19 protein-coding genes are annotated in these 16977 nt (G+C 66.7%); 7 read left to right on the top strand and 12 right to left on the bottom strand.

Annotated features, from left to right (window positions below; translation table 11 throughout):
* Positions 1-39 precede the first annotated feature (39 nt).
* The 12 genes from fliA to WS45_RS18870 form a co-directional block, all read right to left on the bottom strand.
* Entirely contained in the window at positions 40-750 is a 711-nt protein-coding gene (fliA, locus tag WS45_RS18925) for an RNA polymerase sigma factor FliA (RefSeq protein WP_059525917.1), read from the bottom strand.
* Between the two features lie 5 nt (positions 751-755).
* Positions 756-1217, bottom strand: a complete 462-nt coding sequence (locus WS45_RS18920; protein WP_059525840.1) for a hypothetical protein — start codon at positions 1215-1217, stop codon at positions 756-758.
* A gap of 36 nt (positions 1218-1253) precedes the next feature.
* A complete protein-coding gene (locus WS45_RS35880; protein ID WP_082721977.1) occupies positions 1254-2348 on the bottom strand; it encodes a flagellar hook-length control protein FliK in 1095 nt (364 codons plus the stop codon).
* A complete protein-coding gene (locus tag WS45_RS18910; protein ID WP_059701077.1) occupies positions 2345-2680 on the bottom strand; it encodes a hypothetical protein in 336 nt (111 codons plus the stop codon). Before WS45_RS18910 ends, WS45_RS35880 begins: the two co-directional genes overlap by 4 nt.
* Positions 2667-3053: a flagellar export chaperone FliS gene (gene fliS, locus WS45_RS18905; RefSeq protein ID WP_059701076.1), complete on the bottom strand. Its 387-nt coding sequence runs from the start codon at positions 3051-3053 to the stop codon at positions 2667-2669. Before fliS ends, WS45_RS18910 begins: the two co-directional genes overlap by 14 nt.
* A gap of 42 nt (positions 3054-3095) precedes the next feature.
* Positions 3096-4433, bottom strand: a complete 1338-nt coding sequence (fliD, locus tag WS45_RS18900; RefSeq protein WP_059701075.1) for a flagellar filament capping protein FliD — start codon at positions 4431-4433, stop codon at positions 3096-3098.
* 58 nt (positions 4434-4491) lie between these two features.
* Positions 4492-4929, bottom strand: a complete 438-nt coding sequence (locus WS45_RS18895; protein ID WP_059701074.1) for a FliJ family protein — start codon at positions 4927-4929, stop codon at positions 4492-4494.
* Entirely contained in the window at positions 4926-6230 is a 1305-nt protein-coding gene (fliI, locus tag WS45_RS18890; RefSeq protein WP_059701073.1) for a flagellar protein export ATPase FliI, read from the bottom strand. Before fliI ends, WS45_RS18895 begins: the two co-directional genes overlap by 4 nt.
* Positions 6227-6952, bottom strand: a complete 726-nt coding sequence (gene fliH / locus WS45_RS18885) for a flagellar assembly protein FliH (protein WP_059701072.1) — start codon at positions 6950-6952, stop codon at positions 6227-6229. Before fliH ends, fliI begins: the two co-directional genes overlap by 4 nt.
* Entirely contained in the window at positions 6949-7962 is a 1014-nt protein-coding gene (locus WS45_RS18880; protein ID WP_059525826.1) for a FliG C-terminal domain-containing protein, read from the bottom strand. The genes fliH and WS45_RS18880 overlap by 4 nt, the downstream gene beginning before the upstream one ends.
* Positions 7943-9481 (bottom strand): flagellar basal-body MS-ring/collar protein FliF, encoded by a 1539-nt coding sequence (gene fliF, locus WS45_RS18875; RefSeq protein ID WP_218921637.1) that lies wholly within the window; start codon positions 9479-9481, stop codon positions 7943-7945. Before fliF ends, WS45_RS18880 begins: the two co-directional genes overlap by 20 nt.
* A 141-nt stretch (positions 9482-9622) precedes the next feature.
* Positions 9623-9949, bottom strand: a complete 327-nt coding sequence (locus WS45_RS18870; protein WP_059701070.1) for a flagellar hook-basal body complex protein FliE — start codon at positions 9947-9949, stop codon at positions 9623-9625.
* An 800-nt stretch (positions 9950-10749) separates the two neighbouring features.
* Here WS45_RS18870 and WS45_RS18865 point away from each other — a divergent pair.
* From WS45_RS18865 to WS45_RS18835, 7 genes are read left to right on the top strand one after another with little or no spacing between them, the layout of a single operon-like run.
* Positions 10750-11556, top strand: a complete 807-nt coding sequence (locus WS45_RS18865; protein WP_257140536.1) for a FliM/FliN family flagellar motor switch protein — start codon at positions 10750-10752, stop codon at positions 11554-11556.
* 3 nt (positions 11557-11559) lie between these two features.
* Positions 11560-11907 (top strand): flagellar motor switch protein FliN, encoded by a 348-nt coding sequence (gene fliN, locus WS45_RS18860; protein ID WP_059701068.1) that lies wholly within the window; start codon positions 11560-11562, stop codon positions 11905-11907.
* 53 nt (positions 11908-11960) lie between these two features.
* A complete protein-coding gene (locus WS45_RS18855) occupies positions 11961-12671 on the top strand; it encodes a flagellar type III secretion system pore protein FliP (RefSeq protein WP_373557185.1) in 711 nt (236 codons plus the stop codon).
* On the top strand, positions 12671-12943 hold the full coding sequence (gene fliQ, locus WS45_RS18850; RefSeq protein ID WP_059525814.1) for a flagellar biosynthesis protein FliQ: 273 nt from the start codon (positions 12671-12673) through the stop codon (positions 12941-12943). The genes WS45_RS18855 and fliQ overlap by 1 nt, the downstream gene beginning before the upstream one ends.
* A gap of 4 nt (positions 12944-12947) precedes the next feature.
* Complete coding sequence (locus WS45_RS18845; protein ID WP_059701067.1) at positions 12948-13724, top strand: flagellar biosynthetic protein FliR; 777 nt, start codon at positions 12948-12950, stop codon at positions 13722-13724.
* On the top strand, positions 13717-14856 hold the full coding sequence (gene flhB, locus WS45_RS18840; RefSeq protein WP_059701066.1) for a flagellar type III secretion system protein FlhB: 1140 nt from the start codon (positions 13717-13719) through the stop codon (positions 14854-14856). The genes WS45_RS18845 and flhB overlap by 8 nt, the downstream gene beginning before the upstream one ends.
* Positions 14853-16943 carry a flagellar biosynthesis protein FlhA gene (locus WS45_RS18835; protein ID WP_059701065.1) on the top strand — a complete coding sequence of 697 codons (2091 nt, stop codon included), beginning with the start codon at positions 14853-14855 and terminating at the stop codon, positions 16941-16943. The genes flhB and WS45_RS18835 overlap by 4 nt, the downstream gene beginning before the upstream one ends.
* Positions 16944-16977: the final 34 nt, after the last annotated feature.

Here is a 16977-nt window from a genome sequence, read left to right as displayed (position 1 = left end):
TGAATAGATAAATGCCCGAATCAAGCGAAGATGGTCTGCTCATGCGTCACCGATCGCGTCTCGCATCTTCCCGAGCGCCGCCTTGTTGATCTGGCAGACGCGGGCTTCCGTCAGCCCGAGCACCGCGGCGATCTCGCGCAAGCTCAGATCGAATTCGTAGTAGAGCTGAATCACGCGCTGCTCGCGATCGCGCAACCGCATGAGCGCCTGTTCGAGGCTGCGGCGCTGCACGACTCGCCGCTCCGGACTCTCTACGAAGGCAAGCGCCTCTCCGTCGAGCAGGCTGTCGAGGCTCGCCATCGCCTCCGCGTTGCCCGCCATCACCCGCTGCCGATACTCGGCCGCACTGATGCCGAGTGCGCCACTCACCTCGGTCTCGGTCGGTTCGCGTCCGAGTGATCGACGCAGGTCGCGCTCGCAATCGCGCACGCGGTGCGCGTCCTGCCGCACCATGCGCGGCCGCCAGTCGTGGCGACGCAGCTCGTCGAGAATCGCGCCGCGCACCCGCTTCAACGCATAGCCGCCAAACGCCGCGTCGGGCGCCCCGTACCGGCGCAGCGCCTCGAGCAATCCCATCAGTCCGATCTGCTCCATGTCCTCGATCGCGATCGCACCGCAGGCCTGCCAGCTCAACTGACGTGCCGCACGCTTGACGATCGGCGCGTACTCGAGCAGCCACGCCAGCTCGACTGCCGGATTCGCGTCCGCGTGGCGCGTTCGCGCGTCGATGTTGCCGATACAGGTCGTCATGACGATCACTCCACCAGAAGCCGGCTGATCATCGCCTTTTCAAACGGCATCTCGACGTGCCGCCCCTTGTACGAACTGATGAACGCGCGATTGAGCGACGCGGAGATCTCCGACAGGTTCTTCCGGCGGACGTCTTCCAGCGTGTAGCGCGCCGCCACCCGCACGGCGATACTGCGCAGCAGCGGGATATGCGCACGCGCCATCGCTTCCTGGGCGGGCGTCGTCTTCAGCACGAGATCGAGCACCGCATAATGGGTTTCCTCGACGTAAGGTGGCACGAAGCCGGCGTCCGGAGGCATGCGAAGCATCACGACGATCCGGTCGACGCTGATGTACTTGTGCGTGTCGGCCGCTGCGGGGGGCGCCGCCGCGTGAGGCGTGTTCGCCGCCTGGTTCTGGTAAGACCAGATGCCACCGGCGGCCAGCGCGGTCAGCAGCACCGTGCCCCCGCCGCCCCAGATCAGCAATTTCCTGTTCATCGAAATCCGCTCCCTTCCGTGTCGTTAGCGTGTTGCTCGTCCGTCGAGATGAAACCGTGCGTCGCCGTGCGCGGCGTCCACCGCCGAGAGCGCTGCGCCGGGCCGCTTGCGTCCCTGCGATGCCCCGGCGTCACCGTCCCGCGCGCCGCGCTCGCGATGGCCGAACCCTTGCCCTTGCCGCACCACGACGGTCACATCGCCGTGCTGTCGCGCGGCGAGATCCTGTCGAAGCGCATCGCCGACCGCCTGCAATTGGCGTACGACGTCCTCGTGCGACGCGACCATCCGGATCTGCAGCGCGCCGTCCTCGTGACGAATCGCAATCTGCAACGTGCCCATCGATTGCGGCTCGAGACGAATGACCGCGTGCCCGACGCCGCGCTGCACGTTCACATCGATCTGCTCGCCCAGCGCCTTCAGGAGCTGCGGCCCCCAAGGCAAGGTGCCCGCCTGGCCTGCGGCAACGCGCACGCCGGCGTCCGATCCGTCGGCCGCCGCCGGCCATGCGAGGCCAGCGTGCGGCACGCGCCCATCCGGCACGGCCCCGCTGGCGCCGATCGGCGGTTTGTCGACGACCATCGTGACGGCTGCTGGTACCGCCAGCGGCCGCGCACGCTCGCTGCGCGGCTGCAAGGCGGATGGAACGGGCCGATTCTCCGCACTCGATTCGCGGTCGGCGCCAGCGGCAAATCGATCGCCACCGCTTCGCGGCGAAACAAGCCGCCGGATCGGAACGGATTCGATGACCTGGTTGTCGCGGAACGCGTGCTGCCCGCTCACTTCCCGTGGGATGAAGCCCGGACCGGCCTTCGCGTCCGGCCCAGGCGCGACCGGAACGTCGCCGTCGGCTGACGCGCCATCCGTTCGACAGTCCGCCGACAAGGGCGCCGCCGGCAGGTCAAGCGTGTCGAGTGTCGCCATCACATTCCGGAATGATTCGGTGTGGCAATTAATCGGCGACGTCACCGGAAGTAGCGCCGCGTCGCCGGCAGGCGCGACGGTCTCGTTCGTTTCGCCCCGACTATCCGGCATGACTGGCTCCGCTACGGCCCGGTCGCCGACCGCGTTCCCCGTCGCGCGATCGCGCAAGTCAGGTGTCGTTGAAATGGTTCCGTTCATCTGTCGCTCCCGTTCGTCGCCGCGTAGGCCATCCCCCGTTCCTCGAACTCGCTCATACCGGCCAGCGCGTGGCCTGTCACCGCGCGCGCGTCGGCGAGACCGCGAATCGCCACCGCGTATGCCCGTGCGAGATCCCGCAACGTCGTGTCCAGCTCCGGATCTCGCGCGCCATCGCCCGCGCAGTGCCTCGCCAGTGCGCTGACGTCCGCGTCGAGCGCCGGCAGCTCGGCCCAGCGGTGTTCGTGCACGATGGCCCTCAGCAGACGGGCATGCGTGCGCAGCGCGACGCGCAGACGCACACGCACGGCCGACGCATCGTCAACCGGCTGCATCTTCCGCACCTTGCCATCCCTCCCGAAGCACCGAGATCAGTCGCGCGGCTTCGTCGAGCGGGGCGACGTCGAGCGCGATGCTCGCCTCGTTCAGACGTTGAACGCAGTAGTCGTACAGCGCGACGAGATTCGTCGCGACTTCGCTGCCGGACGACACATCGAGTGCGCTCGACAGGCCGTCCACCAGCTCGATGCACTTGCCGATGCTCGCGCCTTTCGCCTCGATGCGACGCGCAAGAATGTGCGCCCGCGCGCGCGCCATTTCGTCGAGCAGCCCGTCGGTCAGCAGCAGCACGAGCTGAATCGGCGATCCGTTCGCGATCCGCGATTCCAGGTTGGCAGCGTGGTAGCTGCGATATCCGATGTATTCCAAGATGCTTGATCCTCCAGCCGACTACAACGGTACGACCCGCTGTCAATCCTTGTTCGTCGAGAACAGGGCCTTCAGCTGCTCGAGCGTGCTTTCCATTTTTTGCTGCATGATCTGGAGCTGGGTGAACTCCTTCGTGTAGCGCTCGAGCACGCTCGCATGGCGGCGATCCCAGTCCGCCTGCCTTGCGACGATCGTTTTCTCGCTCGCGTCGATCGATTCCTCGCGCCGCTTCAGCTGACCGCTCGCGGCGTCCAGCCATCGATCGAGCACCCGGGTCAGATTGCCGGCCAGTCCGCGCGTCGCGTCGCCGAAGAATTCGTCGAGTGCGGCAGCGTTCGTCTTCAGTGTCGCGTCGAGCGACGACGCGTTGACGTTCAGCATGCCGTAGCGATCCGTATCGATTCCGAGGTCGTAAAGATTGAGACCCTCGACGCGCTGGCGCAGCGCCGCCTTGATCTGACCGACCAGCGCTCGCACGCCCGCATCGGCCGAGAACGGCCCGCCCGGGTCGCCCCGCGCCGCGTCGCCGGCACGCGTCAGATCGGCGATCGAGCGCATCAGTGCGTTGTACGCATCGGCGAACGCTTTCACGCCATCCACGGTGCCGGCGTTGTCAACGGCGACCGACACCGAGCCGGACGCTCCGGCCTGGTTGAACGCGATGCTCACGCCGTCGATCGAATCGAGCGTGTTCGATGCCTGCTCGATCGCGAGGCCGCTCTGCCTGTCGCCGAGGATGATTCGCGCGTCCTGCGCCTTCACGGTTTCTCGCGCCCCCTCGAAAGCGACGGCCAGCGCCGGATCGGTCAGGGTGTCGGTGGCGAACGTGATCCGGCTCTGTGCGCCCGTCCGGGCCGCGGTCAAGACGAGCTTGTCGCCGACGATTGCCGCGCGCACCGCGCCATTCGTGCTCCGGTCCGTATTGATGGCGCGTGCAAGTTCTTGCGCAGACACCTTGCCGTCCGCATCCTTGTCCGCGCTCGCGATATCGACGACGACTTCGACGTCGTCGCCGACCTTGATCGTCAGTCGACCGGCATCGCGTGCGTCGATCGCGGCCGGCAGGTCGATCGCCTGCTGGTTCGCGGTGGCGAGCCGTTCGACATGAAACTGGTACTCACCCGGCTTCGCGTCCGGCGCCAGCGTCACCGTTGCGAGTTGCGGATTCGACAGCGTCGCCGCGCGCCGCATCAGGCTGCCGCCCGCGACCGCGTCGCCCAGCGCTTTCTGGAACATCGTCAGCGTGTTTCTCAGCGACAACTGCGCCTTCTTGTCGTCGCCGGTTCGCGCCGCCTGCATCGTCAGCAGATCCTTCGAACGCGCCATGTAAATCTGCGCGAACTGTTCCGCCGTCGCCTTCGGATTCGTCACTTTCAGCATAGGTTTCTCTCCATTCATCCAATTGGCATCCACAGCCCTGCGCTCGCCGCGCCTGCCGTCATGCCGACGCCCACCACCACACCTGCACGGCCAGCGCATCCTGCGCCCGTTGCTCCGCACGCTGCCGGACGGTGGCCAGCGCGCACCGTCGCCGCGCAAGCTCGCGCCGCCAGATCTCGCACCGGGCCATTTGCGCGGCCAGCAACTGACGGCTCAACCGCATGTCCTCCTCATGCAGGCGCAACGTCTCGCGCTGCCTGGCAATCGTGTCGCGCAACGCCTGCCGATATCGCCAGTCGTTCCCGGTCATCGCCGCCGATGCCGTGCCCGATGGCCGGGTCGCGCCGTCGAGCAGCGCGCGCAGCGCGCCGAGGCTGCTCTGGTGACGCCGGCGTATCGCCTCCTGCCGCGCGAGATCCGCGGCGATCCGGTCGATTTCGGCTTCGCGCGCGCGCACCAGGCCCGCGAGACTCGCGATCGTGCGTCCGTCGTTCATTCGGTCAGCGCCTGAAGCAGCGCGAGCGTCGCGTCGCAGCGCGCGATCTCGTCGAGGTCCTGCCGAAGGAACGCGTCGATTCGGGGAGCCTTCGCCACCGCTTCGTCCGTCGCCGGGTCCGCCCCCTTGACGTAGCCTCCCAGCGGAATCAGGTCCCTCACCTGTTCATGCCGGCCGATCATTTCCTTGACCTTGCGCGCACGCGCGACGTGCGCGCCGTCCGCCACCTGCGTCATGCAGCGGCTCACCGAACGGGTGACGTCGATCGCCGGGTAATGGCCCCGCTCGGCAAGCTCGCGAGTCAGCACGATGTGCCCGTCGAGAATCGCGCGCGCGGTATCGACGATCGGATCGTTCTGGTCGTCGCCCTCCGCGAGCACCGTGTAGATCGCGCTCATGCTGCCGTCGCCCTCGCCGTTGCCGGCGGTCTCGACGAGATGGGGCAACATGCCGAATACGGATGCCGGATACCCGCGCGTTGCCGGCGGCTCGCCGACCGACAACGCGATCTCGCGCTGCGCCATCGCATAGCGCGTCAACGAATCGACGAGCAACAGCACGTCCGCGCCGGTATCCCGGTAATGCGCGGCGATCGCGTGACACAGGTCTGCGGCCTTGACGCGCATCAGCGGCGATTCGTCCGCCGGCGCGACGACCAGCACCGCCTTCGCAAGCCCCGCTTCGCCGAGCGCGTGCTCGACGAATTCGCGCACCTCGCGGCCCCGCTCGCCGATCAGCCCGACCACGACGACGTCGGCGTCGGTCGCGCGCGTGATCATGCCGAGCAACATGCTCTTGCCGACGCCGCTGCCCGCCATCAGCCCGACGCGCTGGCCGCGCCCGAGCGTCAGCATCCCGTTGATCGCCCGCACGCCGACGTCCAGCACGTCGCGCACCGGACGCTTGCGCAGCGGATTGACCGCCTGCCCCGGCTTGAGCAATACGCTGCCCGTCAGCGGGCCGCGGCCGTCGATCGGCTCGCCGAGCCCGTTGACGATGCGGCCGAGCCACGCGCGACCGATGCGCAGTTCCGCCTGGCGATCACAGGCGAACACCTGTGCGCCGGCCACGATCCCGACGGGTTTCTTGAACGGCATCAGCAACAACTCGTCGCGATTGAATCCGACCACCTGCGCGTCGATCCAGCCGCCGTCGCCCGCCTCGATCACACAACGCCGCCCCGTTTCGAGCGGACAGCCCGACGCCTTCAGCAGCAGCCCCGTCACACCAGTGAGCCGGCCGGTCAGCCGGGCGACGGGCACCTGTTCGAGCGCGACATTACGCAGTGCAGACAAGATCACGAGCGTCCCTCCCCGGATGCCGGCGTCGGCGCGACGGTGTCCACCGGCACTTCGCCGTTCGGCGCCGCGAACAACTGTTCGCCAACGCGCTCCATGCACGACTCGAACCGGTGCCGGCATCCGGCATCGGCTTCATTGCCGCCCAGCAGGACGCGGCATTCGCCGGCCTCGAGCCGCGCATCCGGGACCAGCCGCCATTGCTGCGCGCGCTCGGGAAACAGTTCGAACAGGCGCGCGCATTCGTCCGGATGCAGGCGCACTTCCGGTATGCCGGACGCGGCCGGCATCAACGCCAGGGTTTCGTCGATCAGCGCCGCCATCTGGCCGGGTTGCAGCGTCAGTTCGCAGCGGATCACCTGCCGCGCGACCCGCGCCACGAGGTCGACCAGCTCGGTGCGGCGCGCGGCGAGATACTCCGCGTGCATCCGGCCGAACGCATCCCGCATCGCGTCGAGCACCTCGGCGGTGCCCGCATGCTCGCTCCGCAGCGCGTCACTCGCATCCTGCGCGCCCGTCGCGCGTCCCTGCCGCAAGCCGTCGGCCTCACCGCGCTCGAAACCCGCGCGATAGCCGTCCGCCATGCCCTGCCGGTAGCCCGCTTCGATGCGCGCGTCGAATGCCGGATCCAACGGCTCTGCCGCGGACGCGAGCGCGCCGGCCGGCAGCGGCGTTGTCCCGGGCGATCGTAGCGGCGGAAATCGGTAACGCTGATAGGTCTTCACTCGACGACGTCCTCATCAACGAGCCGCAACTCGATTTCCTTGTCGTCGGCCAGCGCCCTCACGCGCGCCATGATGTCGCGGCGTGCCTGCTCGACGCGCGTCCCGGGCAGCGGCCCGGTGCGGCGAATCGCGTCATCGAAGACCTGCACCTGACGCCTCGGCATCACGCGTTGCAATGCGGCCAGCACGCCCGGCTCGGCGCCCTTGAGCGCGACCGCCCATTCCTCGACCGGCGCGATCTCGATGATTCGACCGAGCGCCGCATCGTTCTGGCGCGCCAGCATGTCGAAGCTGTACATGCTGGTCTCGATCTCGGTTGCGACACCCGGGTCGTGCGCGCGCATCAGCTCGATCATCCGCAGACGGTCGCCCGACAGGCGATTGATGATCTCGGCGGCCTGACGGATGCCCTCGACGACGGCGCCGCGCCGATCCAGATCGGTCAGGCAGTGCTCGATCAGTTCCTCGAGCTCCGCGATCAACGCGTGCTCGACCTCATCGAGCTTCGCGATGTTGAACAGCACGACGTCACGCGTCTCGGGCGGCAGCGCCTCGATCACTTTCGTCGCCTGGTCCGACGGCAGGAACGCGACGAATACCGCCTGCATCCGGACGTGCTCGTTCATGATGCGGTCGGCGAGCCAGCGCGGCGACACCCACTGCAGCCGCGCCATCTTCGGGCGGATACGGTCGCCGTAGACGCTGTCCAGCACCGTGTTCGCGATGTCGTGTCCAAGCGCGAGATCGAGCGCGCGCTGCAGGTACATGCGCGACGCGCCGTGAATGCCGCTCTGCTCGCGGTATTCGTCGAAAAAGAGCTGCAGCGCCGCCTTCACGGTGTCGACCTTGAGGCCGCCCATGCCGGACATGGTCTGCGTGATCTTGAGCAGCTCGTCGCGCGACAGGCAGCGCAGCACGTCGGCCGCGCGCGCCTCGCCGACGCTCAGCAATATGATCGAGGCCTGCTCGATCGAGCCCCGCACGCGGGCATCAGTGACTGGCGTGTCCATCGTTCCTGATCCATTGTTTGACGACTTCGGCAACCCGCTCCGGCTCCTTCTCGGACAGCGTGTGCAGGTAGTCGATCAGCACTTCGAGGCCCGAGCCGGCGGGCGGCAATTCGATATCGCCGAGGAGCGGCATGCCCCGGCCCGGCCCTGCTCCTTCACTGCCTTGCCCGGCCGCCGCATGCTCGTCATGCAGCGGCGCTGGCGTTGCAGTGGCGCCGGCGGGGCCGCCGTACGTGTGCTGAACCCATTGCTGCATCATGCGCAGCAGCGGACGCGCGATCACCAGATAGCCGAACAGCGCAGCCAATCCGTAGGTCAGATACCATCCGCCCTGTTCGAGCGTGTCGGCCCGCTGCCACCACGGCTGCTCCGGGGGCGCCTTTGCAAAGTCGAGCGACGAAACGATCAACTGGTCGCCTCGCGCGGCATCGATGCCCAGGCCGCCGCGAAGAATTCCGTCGATCCGCCCGAGCTGATCCGCCGACCACGGCTTCCCCTTCGTGGGCGACGCCGCGTTGTCCAGCACGACGGCCACGCTCAGTTTCTCGAGCTGACCGCGCCCGCGCTTGATCTGCCGGATGCTGCGGTCGTACGCGAACTGGCGGGTCGTCGCGTTGCGCCGTGTGCCGCCGTCCGCCGCCGCGCCGGACGCCGCGGGAACGTCCACCGGGCGATTGCTCAGCGAGCCCGGCACGCCGAGCGCGACGCGATCGCGATTCTGTTCGTCACGCGTCGCCTCGTTCAGCACCTTTGGCTCGGCGCCGTATTGCTCGCGCGTCTCCTCGACGCGGTCGTTGTTCACGACGGCCGTCACGCTCACGCGGAAGCTGCCGCTGCCGAGCGAAGGGGCGAGCAGGCTATGCACGTTCCGTGCGACCTCGTCCCGGATGCGGGCCGCCGCGTCGTCGCCGAACAGGTCGCCGTCCAGATCGACGCGCGCCGACAGGAACGCCCCGTGCTGATCGACGATGGCCACCTGCGCCGGCGCGAGATTGGGCACGCTGCCGGCCACCAGATTGATGACGGCGGCAATCTGCTCCTTCGACAACCGACGCCCCGGCTTGAGTGTCAGCACGACCGACGCCGCACTTTTCTCGCCATCCATCATCACGAACGACGACGACTTCGCAATCGACAGATGGACGCGCGCACGCTCCACCGGGTCGAGCGTCGCGATGCTTTGCGCGAGCTCCGCTTCCAGGCCGCGGCGAAACCGTACGTCCTGCACGAATTGACTGGTGCCGAGCGGATCGTCACGGTCCACCTGGTCGAGTCCCGGCGCCGGTTTCGCCGTCACCCCGCGCGCCGCGAGAATCATCCGGGCACGCGCCAGATCGCCGTTCGACACCAGCACCTGCCCCGTGTCGGGATGAATGCGATAACCGATGCCATCGGCGTCGAGCACGGACACCACGTCGTCGAACTGCACGGGCTCCCGCGCGCCGAACAGCGGTTTGTAGTTCGCCTGGTCGTAGCGCATGTAGAGCGTGGCGAGCGCCGTCAACGCAATCGCGAACATGACGAGCGGCAGCAGCCGCGTCAACGTGGTCGACGACGGTAATCGCGACGACAGGTCGGACGGCAGCCAGCCGGTAACGGCGGTTTTCAGTCTTGCAAACACAAGCGGGCCCTTTGGGAATGATCGTGATCGTGGTCTCGCTCAGATCTGCATCTTCAGCAGATCGTCGAGCGCCGTCGTCAGCTTGTTGCGCACCTGCGTGAGCATCGAGAATGAAAGCGACGCCTCCTGGCTCGCCAGCATCGCGCCGATCAGATCGTCGCTTTGACCGCTGTCGACGGCCGCCGCCCGGTCGGCCGCGTCCACCTGCTTCCGATCGACGGCGTTCAGCACGCCGCGCATCACCCGCGAGAAGTTGATGTCGTCGTGTTGCTCGCGCCCCGGCGCGGCAGCCGGCAAACCCGTCGGACTGCCGAGCAATGTCATTTCGCGGTGCAACCCGGACCGCACCTGCTGAATCGTTTCCATGGTTCCTGGCTCATTCATTGATTGAGGATCAAACTCGTTTTGAACGGCGTCCGATTCGGCACGAACACGTCACGCGTCAATTCGAAATATCGAAACCCGATGCCGCACATGTCGGTTGGCAGATCGGTAATTCATTCTTGTCGATGCGAGATTGGGGCGCCACTGATATACCGAGAATCCGGCTGAATAATCATCAGGCGCACCGCAATGCGTCTGATCATGCGATTTCCACGGGGCCTCATCCGACTCGAACACCCGCGAAACCGCGCTTGAATTGCGCCTTGATTCAGGGTCAATTTCCAGAGTCCGACGATGTTGCGCGCGGAATTCATCGCATCCGCCCGCAGGCAGCACTGACCGCGCTTGACGACGCTATTCAGGGCCGGTCAGCACCACTCACAATTTCTCGGCGGCGGACGTTTTTATTCATTCGGATCGATCGCGCAGGTCGATGCACACTGTATTCAACGAAACGGAATTCGGCGCGATCGGCATTTGCGCCATGGCGCTTCAATGAGCCGCCTGCGGCGTGACACCGATTCATTGCGCCGCCGAATTCCGACCGCTTGCATTCATGCGACGACATTTCGACCATTCACTGCGATAGCGCATGAGATTCATCAAGCGAAAACAAGGCAATCCGAAAACGACTTGAATCCGATCGAGAACCGATGACACATTGTTCGAATAGAACGACGGCCCAGCTCGGCCCTCACCGAACCCTTGATCCGCGCATGCTCGGGCGTCCCACGCACCGGCTCGACGCGTTCGGCGACACGCTCGCGCATCGCATCGAAGGCGTGTTCGACGCGCACGCGGAACGTCGGCAAGGCGTCGCGCTGACGATTCGTCGCGTCTCGTTCCGTTCCGACGCGGGCGCCCTCTCGACGTTGCCGTGGCGATACGAACGGCTCGACGAAGGCGAGATCGGCATCCATGTCGATCGCGCCGTGCTGCTGGCGTTGCTGGAGCAGCGGTACGGGCCGGCAGTCATGCCCGTCGCCGTCGCGCCGTCCGCGGCGGAAAACCCGACGAACCCCGCCGACGCGCACAACGCAGCACCGTTGCCGGCGACGCCGCTCGACGACCTGCCCGCGCCGGATTCGCCTCCCGCCCCGGAGACGTCCACCGAGCGGCGATTGGCGCAGCGATTCGCACGCGACCTCGCGCTTGCGTGCGCCCGCTCGATTCCCTCCGCACGAACGCCGGAGGAATCCGCGCCGCCAGACGCCTCCCGCCCCCGTCTGTTCGTGATGTGCGACGTCGCGGATGCGGCTCGACGCGCGCTCGGCCAGATCGCCCTGGCGCTCGACGACGCGTGGCAGCGCCGGCTGTTCGACCATCTCGCCACGGCGATGCGCCGCACCACGCCCGCCGGATGCCAAGACGCGCCGCTCGCGACGCGCCTGCAACTGAAGCTGACCGCGCAACTGATCGACGTCGAGGTGCCGTTCGGCGACGTGCTGCGGCTACGCGCGGGCTGCCTGTTGCCGGTGCGCCTCCATTCGCCGGCGCGCGTGCTGGTGGCCGGCGCGCGGCTTTTCTCGGCAACGATTTCCGAACACGACGGAAAGCTCTGCCTCAACGATTTTGACGCTATGGAGTAGTCGATGGATTCGCAAAAACACGATGATCTGGATGCGCTTCTGGACGATCTGCGGCCGGACCTCCCCGACGATGCGCACGAGGCCGCCGCGACGCCGCGGCGCGATTCGCGTCGGCTGCTGACGAAGATCCCGGTACAACTCACGCTCGAAGTCGGCGCCGCGACCGTGTCGCTCGCCGAGCTGATGAACATCGACGCCGGCTCGGTGCTCGAACTCGACAGGCTGGCGGGCGATCCGCTCGTCGTGAAGGTCAACGGCACGACCGTCGGCCACGCGGAAGTCGTCGTCAGCGGAGAGAACTACGGTCTGCGTATCGTCGATCTCGAGCAGCTCGGCGATTTCACGCCATGACGTCGACGCTGCCTCCAACCCTGCGCGCAGCTGCAACGTTCGCGCTCGTGCCGATGCTCGCGGCCGTCGGCGCCGCGCCGGCCGCCGCCGATACGTTGACGCTGCCCGCTGCGGAACTCGGCCTGAGCAGCGACTACAGCGTCAAGACGCAGATCCTGCTGTTCATGACGCTGCTGGGCTTGCTGCCCGCGCTCGCCATCGTGATGACGAGCTTCCTGCGCTTTGCGATCGTGCTCGCGCTGATGCGGCAAGCGCTCGGCCTGCAGCAAGGATTGCCCGCGCGGGTCATCACGAGCGTCGCGCTGTTACTGACGCTGCTCGTGATGCGTCCGGTCGGCATCGACGTGTGGCGCGTCGCGATCGAACCCTTCGACCGCAACGAAATCACGTTTCGCGAAGCCATCGCGCGCGCCGAACAGCCGCTTTCCCGCTTCATGCTCGCGCAGACCAGCAAAGCGAGTCTCGCGCAGATTTCACGGCTGTCCGGCGAGCGCGACATTGCGCGGCCGGACGATCACGCGTTCGTCGTCAAGGCCGCCGCGTTCATGTTGAGCGAACTCAAGACCGGTTTCCAGATCGGCGCGATGTTGTTCCTGCCGTTCCTGATCATCGACCTCGTCGTCGCCTCGACGCTGATGGCGATGGGGATGATGATGCTGTCGCCGCTCGTCATCTCGCTGCCGTTGAAGCTGCTGCTGTTCGTGCTCGTGGACGGCTGGACGCTGACCGTCAACACGCTGACCACCAGTATCCGGGCCTATTGATGCTGACTTCCGATCTCGCCGTCGAACTCGTCGGCAACGCGATTCGCCTCGTCACCGTGATGGCCGCGGTGATCATCGTCCCGAGCTTGCTCGTCGGGCTCGTCATCGCGCTCTTCCAGGCCGCGACGCAGATCAACGAACAGACGCTCAGCTTCCTGCCCCGTCTGCTCGTCACGCTCGGCATGTTGATCGTCGCCGGGCACTGGCTGGTGCAGACGCTCATGGACTACGCCGTCGCGACCTTCGCGCGCGCGGCGCAATGGGTTGGATAGGCGTATGGATGCGCTCCTTGCCGCCGCACCGGATGGGCTGGCGCGAATCTGGTGGCCGTTTTGCCGAATTCTCGCCGCATTGAGCACGGCGCCCTTCGCCGGCGACAACGCCGTGCCGATGCGGATGCGCACGATGATCGCGCTGTTGCTCGCGACCATTGCGCTGCCCGTGGCCGGCGACGCGGGCGTGCGCGTGTTCTCCGCGCAAGGCGCGCTCCTGTGTGCCGAGCAGATCCTGATCGGTCTCTTGTTCGGGGCGGCGTTTCATTTCGTTCATGCGGTCTTTCTGCTGCTGGGCTATCTGGTCTCGACGCAAATGGGGCTCGCGATGGCGGTAATGAACGATCCGCTGAACGGCGCGACGTCGGATGTCGTGTCCGGTCTGATGCTCGTCGCCAGCATCCTGCTGTTCTTTTCGATCGACGCGCATCTGATCGTCGTGCAGGTGCTGTATGCGAGCTTCCGGGTCTGGCCGGTCGGGCAGTCGATCGATATGGTGTCGCTTCGGCCGATCGTCTTTCAGGTCGGCTGGGTGCTGTCGACAACCACCTTGCTCGCCGCGCCGCTGGTATTCGCGACGATCGTGCTGCAGATCGGCAAGAGCTACCTGTCGCGTGCGACACCGAGCATCAACTTGTTTTCCGTCGGTTTCGCGCTCACGACGCTGTTCGGGATGCTGATGCTCGGCGGCGTGGTGACGGGCCTGCCCGGCGACTACCTGAATATGACCGCACACGTGCTGGACGTGCTCGTGCGGCATCTGGGAGCCGGCCGTGGCTAGCCAGGATTCGGGAAACAAGACCGAGAGAGCGACCCCTCAGAAGCTGCGCCGCGCGCGCAAGAACGGGCAAGTCGCGCGCTCCCGCGATCTGACGACCGCGATCGGCGTGCTGCTCGCCCTGAAAGCGATGACGATGCTCGCGCCATGGTGGCTCGACGCCTTTCGCGGCCTGTTCTCGCTCGCGTTCGCCGACATGACGGGCGACGACACGCTCGCCAACCGATGGTCGATCGCGATGCCGGCGTCGCTGCTGATGTTCGCAAAGATGGTCGCGCCGTTCCTCATCGTGCCGCTGTGCGTCGCGGTCGGCGCGCTGTATCCGGGCGGCTGGCTGTTTGCCGTCGCCAATCTGAAGCCGAAATTCAGCCGGCTCGATCCGGCGACGAATCTCGGCCGGCTCGTGACGGCACGGCATCATGGCGCGTTCGCGCTGTCGGTCCTGAAGGCGCTCGCCATCATCGGCGTGCTGACCTTCATCAGTCATTCGACGATCGGCGAATTCCTGCGGTTGCGGCGGCTGCCGTTGCCCGACGCGCTTGCGCGCGGTCTTGCCCTCACGACCGACGGCGCGTTCGCGCTCGCGCTCGTGATGCTGGTTTTCGCGCTGATCGACGCGCCATTCCAGCGTTTCATGTTCCTGCGGGGCCAGCGGATGACCCGGCAGGAAATCAAGGAAGAGCACAACAACAACGAAGGACGCCCCGAACTGCGATCGCGCATCCGTCGGCTGCAGCGCCAGGCCGCCCAGCGCGCGCTCGCCCGTGCGGTGCCGGACGCCGATGTGGTGATCGTCAATCCGACGCACTATGCCGTCGCGTTGAAATACGACGAGCAGCGCGCCGCCGCGCCGTTCGTCGTCGCGAAAGGCGTCGACGAGATGGCGCTCGCGATCCGCCGCATCGCCGGCGATCACGGCATCGAGGTGCTGCATCTTCCGCCGCTCGCGCGCGCGATCTACCAGACCAGCCAGGTCAACCAGCAGATCCCCGCCGCGCTCTATCAAGCCGTCGCGCAAGTGCTGACCTACGTGCTGCGCCTGAAGGCGTTCCGGCAAGGGCATGGACACGTTCGCCCGGTCCGGCCGTCGGACGTTCCGATTCCCGATTTTCTCGACGACGCGCACTCATCATGAACCCGCTGAAGAACCTGTTCCACGACTTGCGGCAGTATCAATACGCGACGCCGTTAGTGCTGCTTGCGGTGCTCTCGATGGTCATCCTGCCGCTGCCGCCCGTCGTGCTCGACCTGCTGTTTACGTTCAACATCGTGCTCGCGATCGTCGTGATCCTCGTGAGCGTGTCCGTGCAGCGCCCGCTGGAATTCTCGGTGTTCCCGACGATCATTCTCGCGACGACGCTCATGCGGCTCACGCTCAACGTCGCGTCGACGCGCGTCGTGCTGCTCAAAGGGCACGACGGCACCCATGCGGCCGGCCAGGTGATCGAAGCGTTCGGCAAGGTCGTGATCGGCGGCAACTTCGTGGTCGGACTGGTTGTCTTCGTGATCCTGATGATCATCAACTTTGTCGTCGTGACGAAGGGCGCGGAACGCATTTCGGAAGTGTCGGCCCGATTCACGCTCGACGCATTGCCCGGCAAGCAGATGGCGATCGACGCGGATCTGAATGCCGGTCTGATCAACCAGGATCAGGCCCAGGCGCGCCGGCGCGACGTCGCGGCCGCGGCCGATTTCTACGGCGCCATGGACGGCGCGTCGAAGTTCGTGCGCGGCGACGCCATCGCCGGCATCCTCATCCTGCTGATCAACATGATCGGCGGAATCGCGATTGGCGTGCTGGCGCACGGCCTCGATTTCGGCGCGGCGTTCACGCAATACGGGCTGTTGACGATCGGCGACGGCCTCGTCGCCCAGATCCCTTCCCTGCTGCTGTCCGCGGCCGCCGCGGTGATCGTCACGCGCGTCAGCGATTCCGGCGACTTCGAGGAGCAGGTCGGCCGCCAGATGCTGGCGTCGCCGAACGTGCTGTACAGCGCGGCGGCCGTGATGCTGGTTCTCGCCCTCATCCCGGGGATGCCATGGCTGCCGTTCAGCACGTTCGCGCTGGTGCTCGCGTATGTCGCCTGGCGCACCGCACGACGTCCGCGGGCGCAACGCGACGACGCCCGGATGGATGCGCTCGAAACCGCGCTCAGGGAATCCGCCGCGCGCGAGCCGGATTGGGACGGCATCAGCTTCGTCGAACCGCTCGGCGTACGGGTCGGCTATCGCCTCGTCGAGATGATCGATCCATCGCACGGCGCGCCGCTACGCAGGCGCATCGACGGGATGCGGCGCGCGCTGACCGAATCGATGGGATTCCTGATTCCGCCCGTGGCGGTGCGCGACGACCTGTCGCTGCCGCACAGCCACTACGCGGTGCTGTTCCACGGCGTCGAAATCGAACGCGCGGAACTGCATCCGGATTGCCTGATGGCGATTCCATCTCAGACGACCTATGGGTCGCTGGACGGCGTCCCGTCGAGCGACCCGGCATACGGCATGCCGGTCACGTGGATCAAGCCCGACGACAAGGCGCACGCGCTCGGACTCGGGTATCAGGTCGTCGACTGCACGTCGGTCATCGCGACACACGTCGACAAGCTGTTGCGCGACAACCTGAGTGCCCTGTTCACGCACGATGACGTGGGCGCGCTGCTGCAGCGCCTCGGTCGAATCGCGCCGCGCCTGCTCGAGGCGCTGGAGAAAGCGATGCCGCACGATCGCATCCGCCAGGTGATCCACGTGCTGCTCGCCGAGCGGGTGTCGCTTCGGGATGTCGTCACGATCGCGACGACCTTGCTGGAACACGCGGAAACCGCCGGCGACTCGATCCTGCTTGCCGCCGAGGTGCGGTGCGCGCTGCGCCGCGAAATCGTCGCGGGCATCGTGGGACACCGTCGCGACGTGCCGGCGTTCGGTCTCGCGGTCGACATCGAAAGCGCGTTGCTCGCGGCGCTCGCTCAGGCACAGCAAAGCGGCAAGGTGGCGCTTGATCATTTCGCGATTGCACCCGAACTGCTGACGAATCTGCAACGCGCAATGCCGGGCGCAAGAGAGCGAATGCGGTCGCTCGGTCATGCGCCGATCCTGATCGGCCCGCCGCTGCTGCGCCCGCTGCTCGCGCGCTACGCACGCGTGTTCGCGCCCGGTTTGCACGTGTTGTCCTACAACGAGATTCCGGAACAACGGCAGATCGAAGTCATCGGCACGCTCGAATGACCGGCCGCGCCGCACGCGCTGCGTCGGTCCGCCG

The organism is Burkholderia sp. RF2-non_BP3 (assembly GCF_001522185.1).
GTDB lineage: Bacteria > Pseudomonadota > Gammaproteobacteria > Burkholderiales > Burkholderiaceae > Burkholderia > Burkholderia diffusa.
This window is presented reverse-complemented; position numbering and strand designations above follow the sequence as displayed.

Coding starts and splice junctions, on each gene's coding strand:
- fliA (WP_059525917.1), bottom strand. CDS start 750: ATGACGACCTGTATCGGCAACATCGACGCGCGAACGCGCCACGCGGAC.
- WS45_RS35880 (WP_082721977.1), bottom strand. CDS start 2,348: ATGAACGGAACCATTTCAACGACACCTGACTTGCGCGATCGCGCGACG.
- WS45_RS18910 (WP_059701077.1), bottom strand. CDS start 2,680: ATGCAGCCGGTTGACGATGCGTCGGCCGTGCGTGTGCGTCTGCGCGTC.
- fliD (WP_059701075.1), bottom strand. CDS start 4,433: ATGCTGAAAGTGACGAATCCGAAGGCGACGGCGGAACAGTTCGCGCAG.
- WS45_RS18895 (WP_059701074.1), bottom strand. CDS start 4,929: ATGAACGACGGACGCACGATCGCGAGTCTCGCGGGCCTGGTGCGCGCG.
- WS45_RS18880 (WP_059525826.1), bottom strand. CDS start 7,962: ATGGACACGCCAGTCACTGATGCCCGCGTGCGGGGCTCGATCGAGCAG.
- fliF (WP_218921637.1), bottom strand. CDS start 9,481: ATGTTCGCGATTGCGTTGACGGCGCTCGCCACGCTCTACATGCGCTAC.
- WS45_RS18870 (WP_059701070.1), bottom strand. CDS start 9,949: ATGGAAACGATTCAGCAGGTGCGGTCCGGGTTGCACCGCGAAATGACA.
- fliN (WP_059701068.1), top strand. CDS start 11,560: ATGGATTCGCAAAAACACGATGATCTGGATGCGCTTCTGGACGATCTG.
- WS45_RS18855 (WP_373557185.1), top strand. CDS start 11,961: ATGCTCGCGGCCGTCGGCGCCGCGCCGGCCGCCGCCGATACGTTGACG.
- fliQ (WP_059525814.1), top strand. CDS start 12,671: ATGCTGACTTCCGATCTCGCCGTCGAACTCGTCGGCAACGCGATTCGC.
- WS45_RS18845 (WP_059701067.1), top strand. CDS start 12,948: ATGGATGCGCTCCTTGCCGCCGCACCGGATGGGCTGGCGCGAATCTGG.
- WS45_RS18835 (WP_059701065.1), top strand. CDS start 14,853: ATGAACCCGCTGAAGAACCTGTTCCACGACTTGCGGCAGTATCAATAC.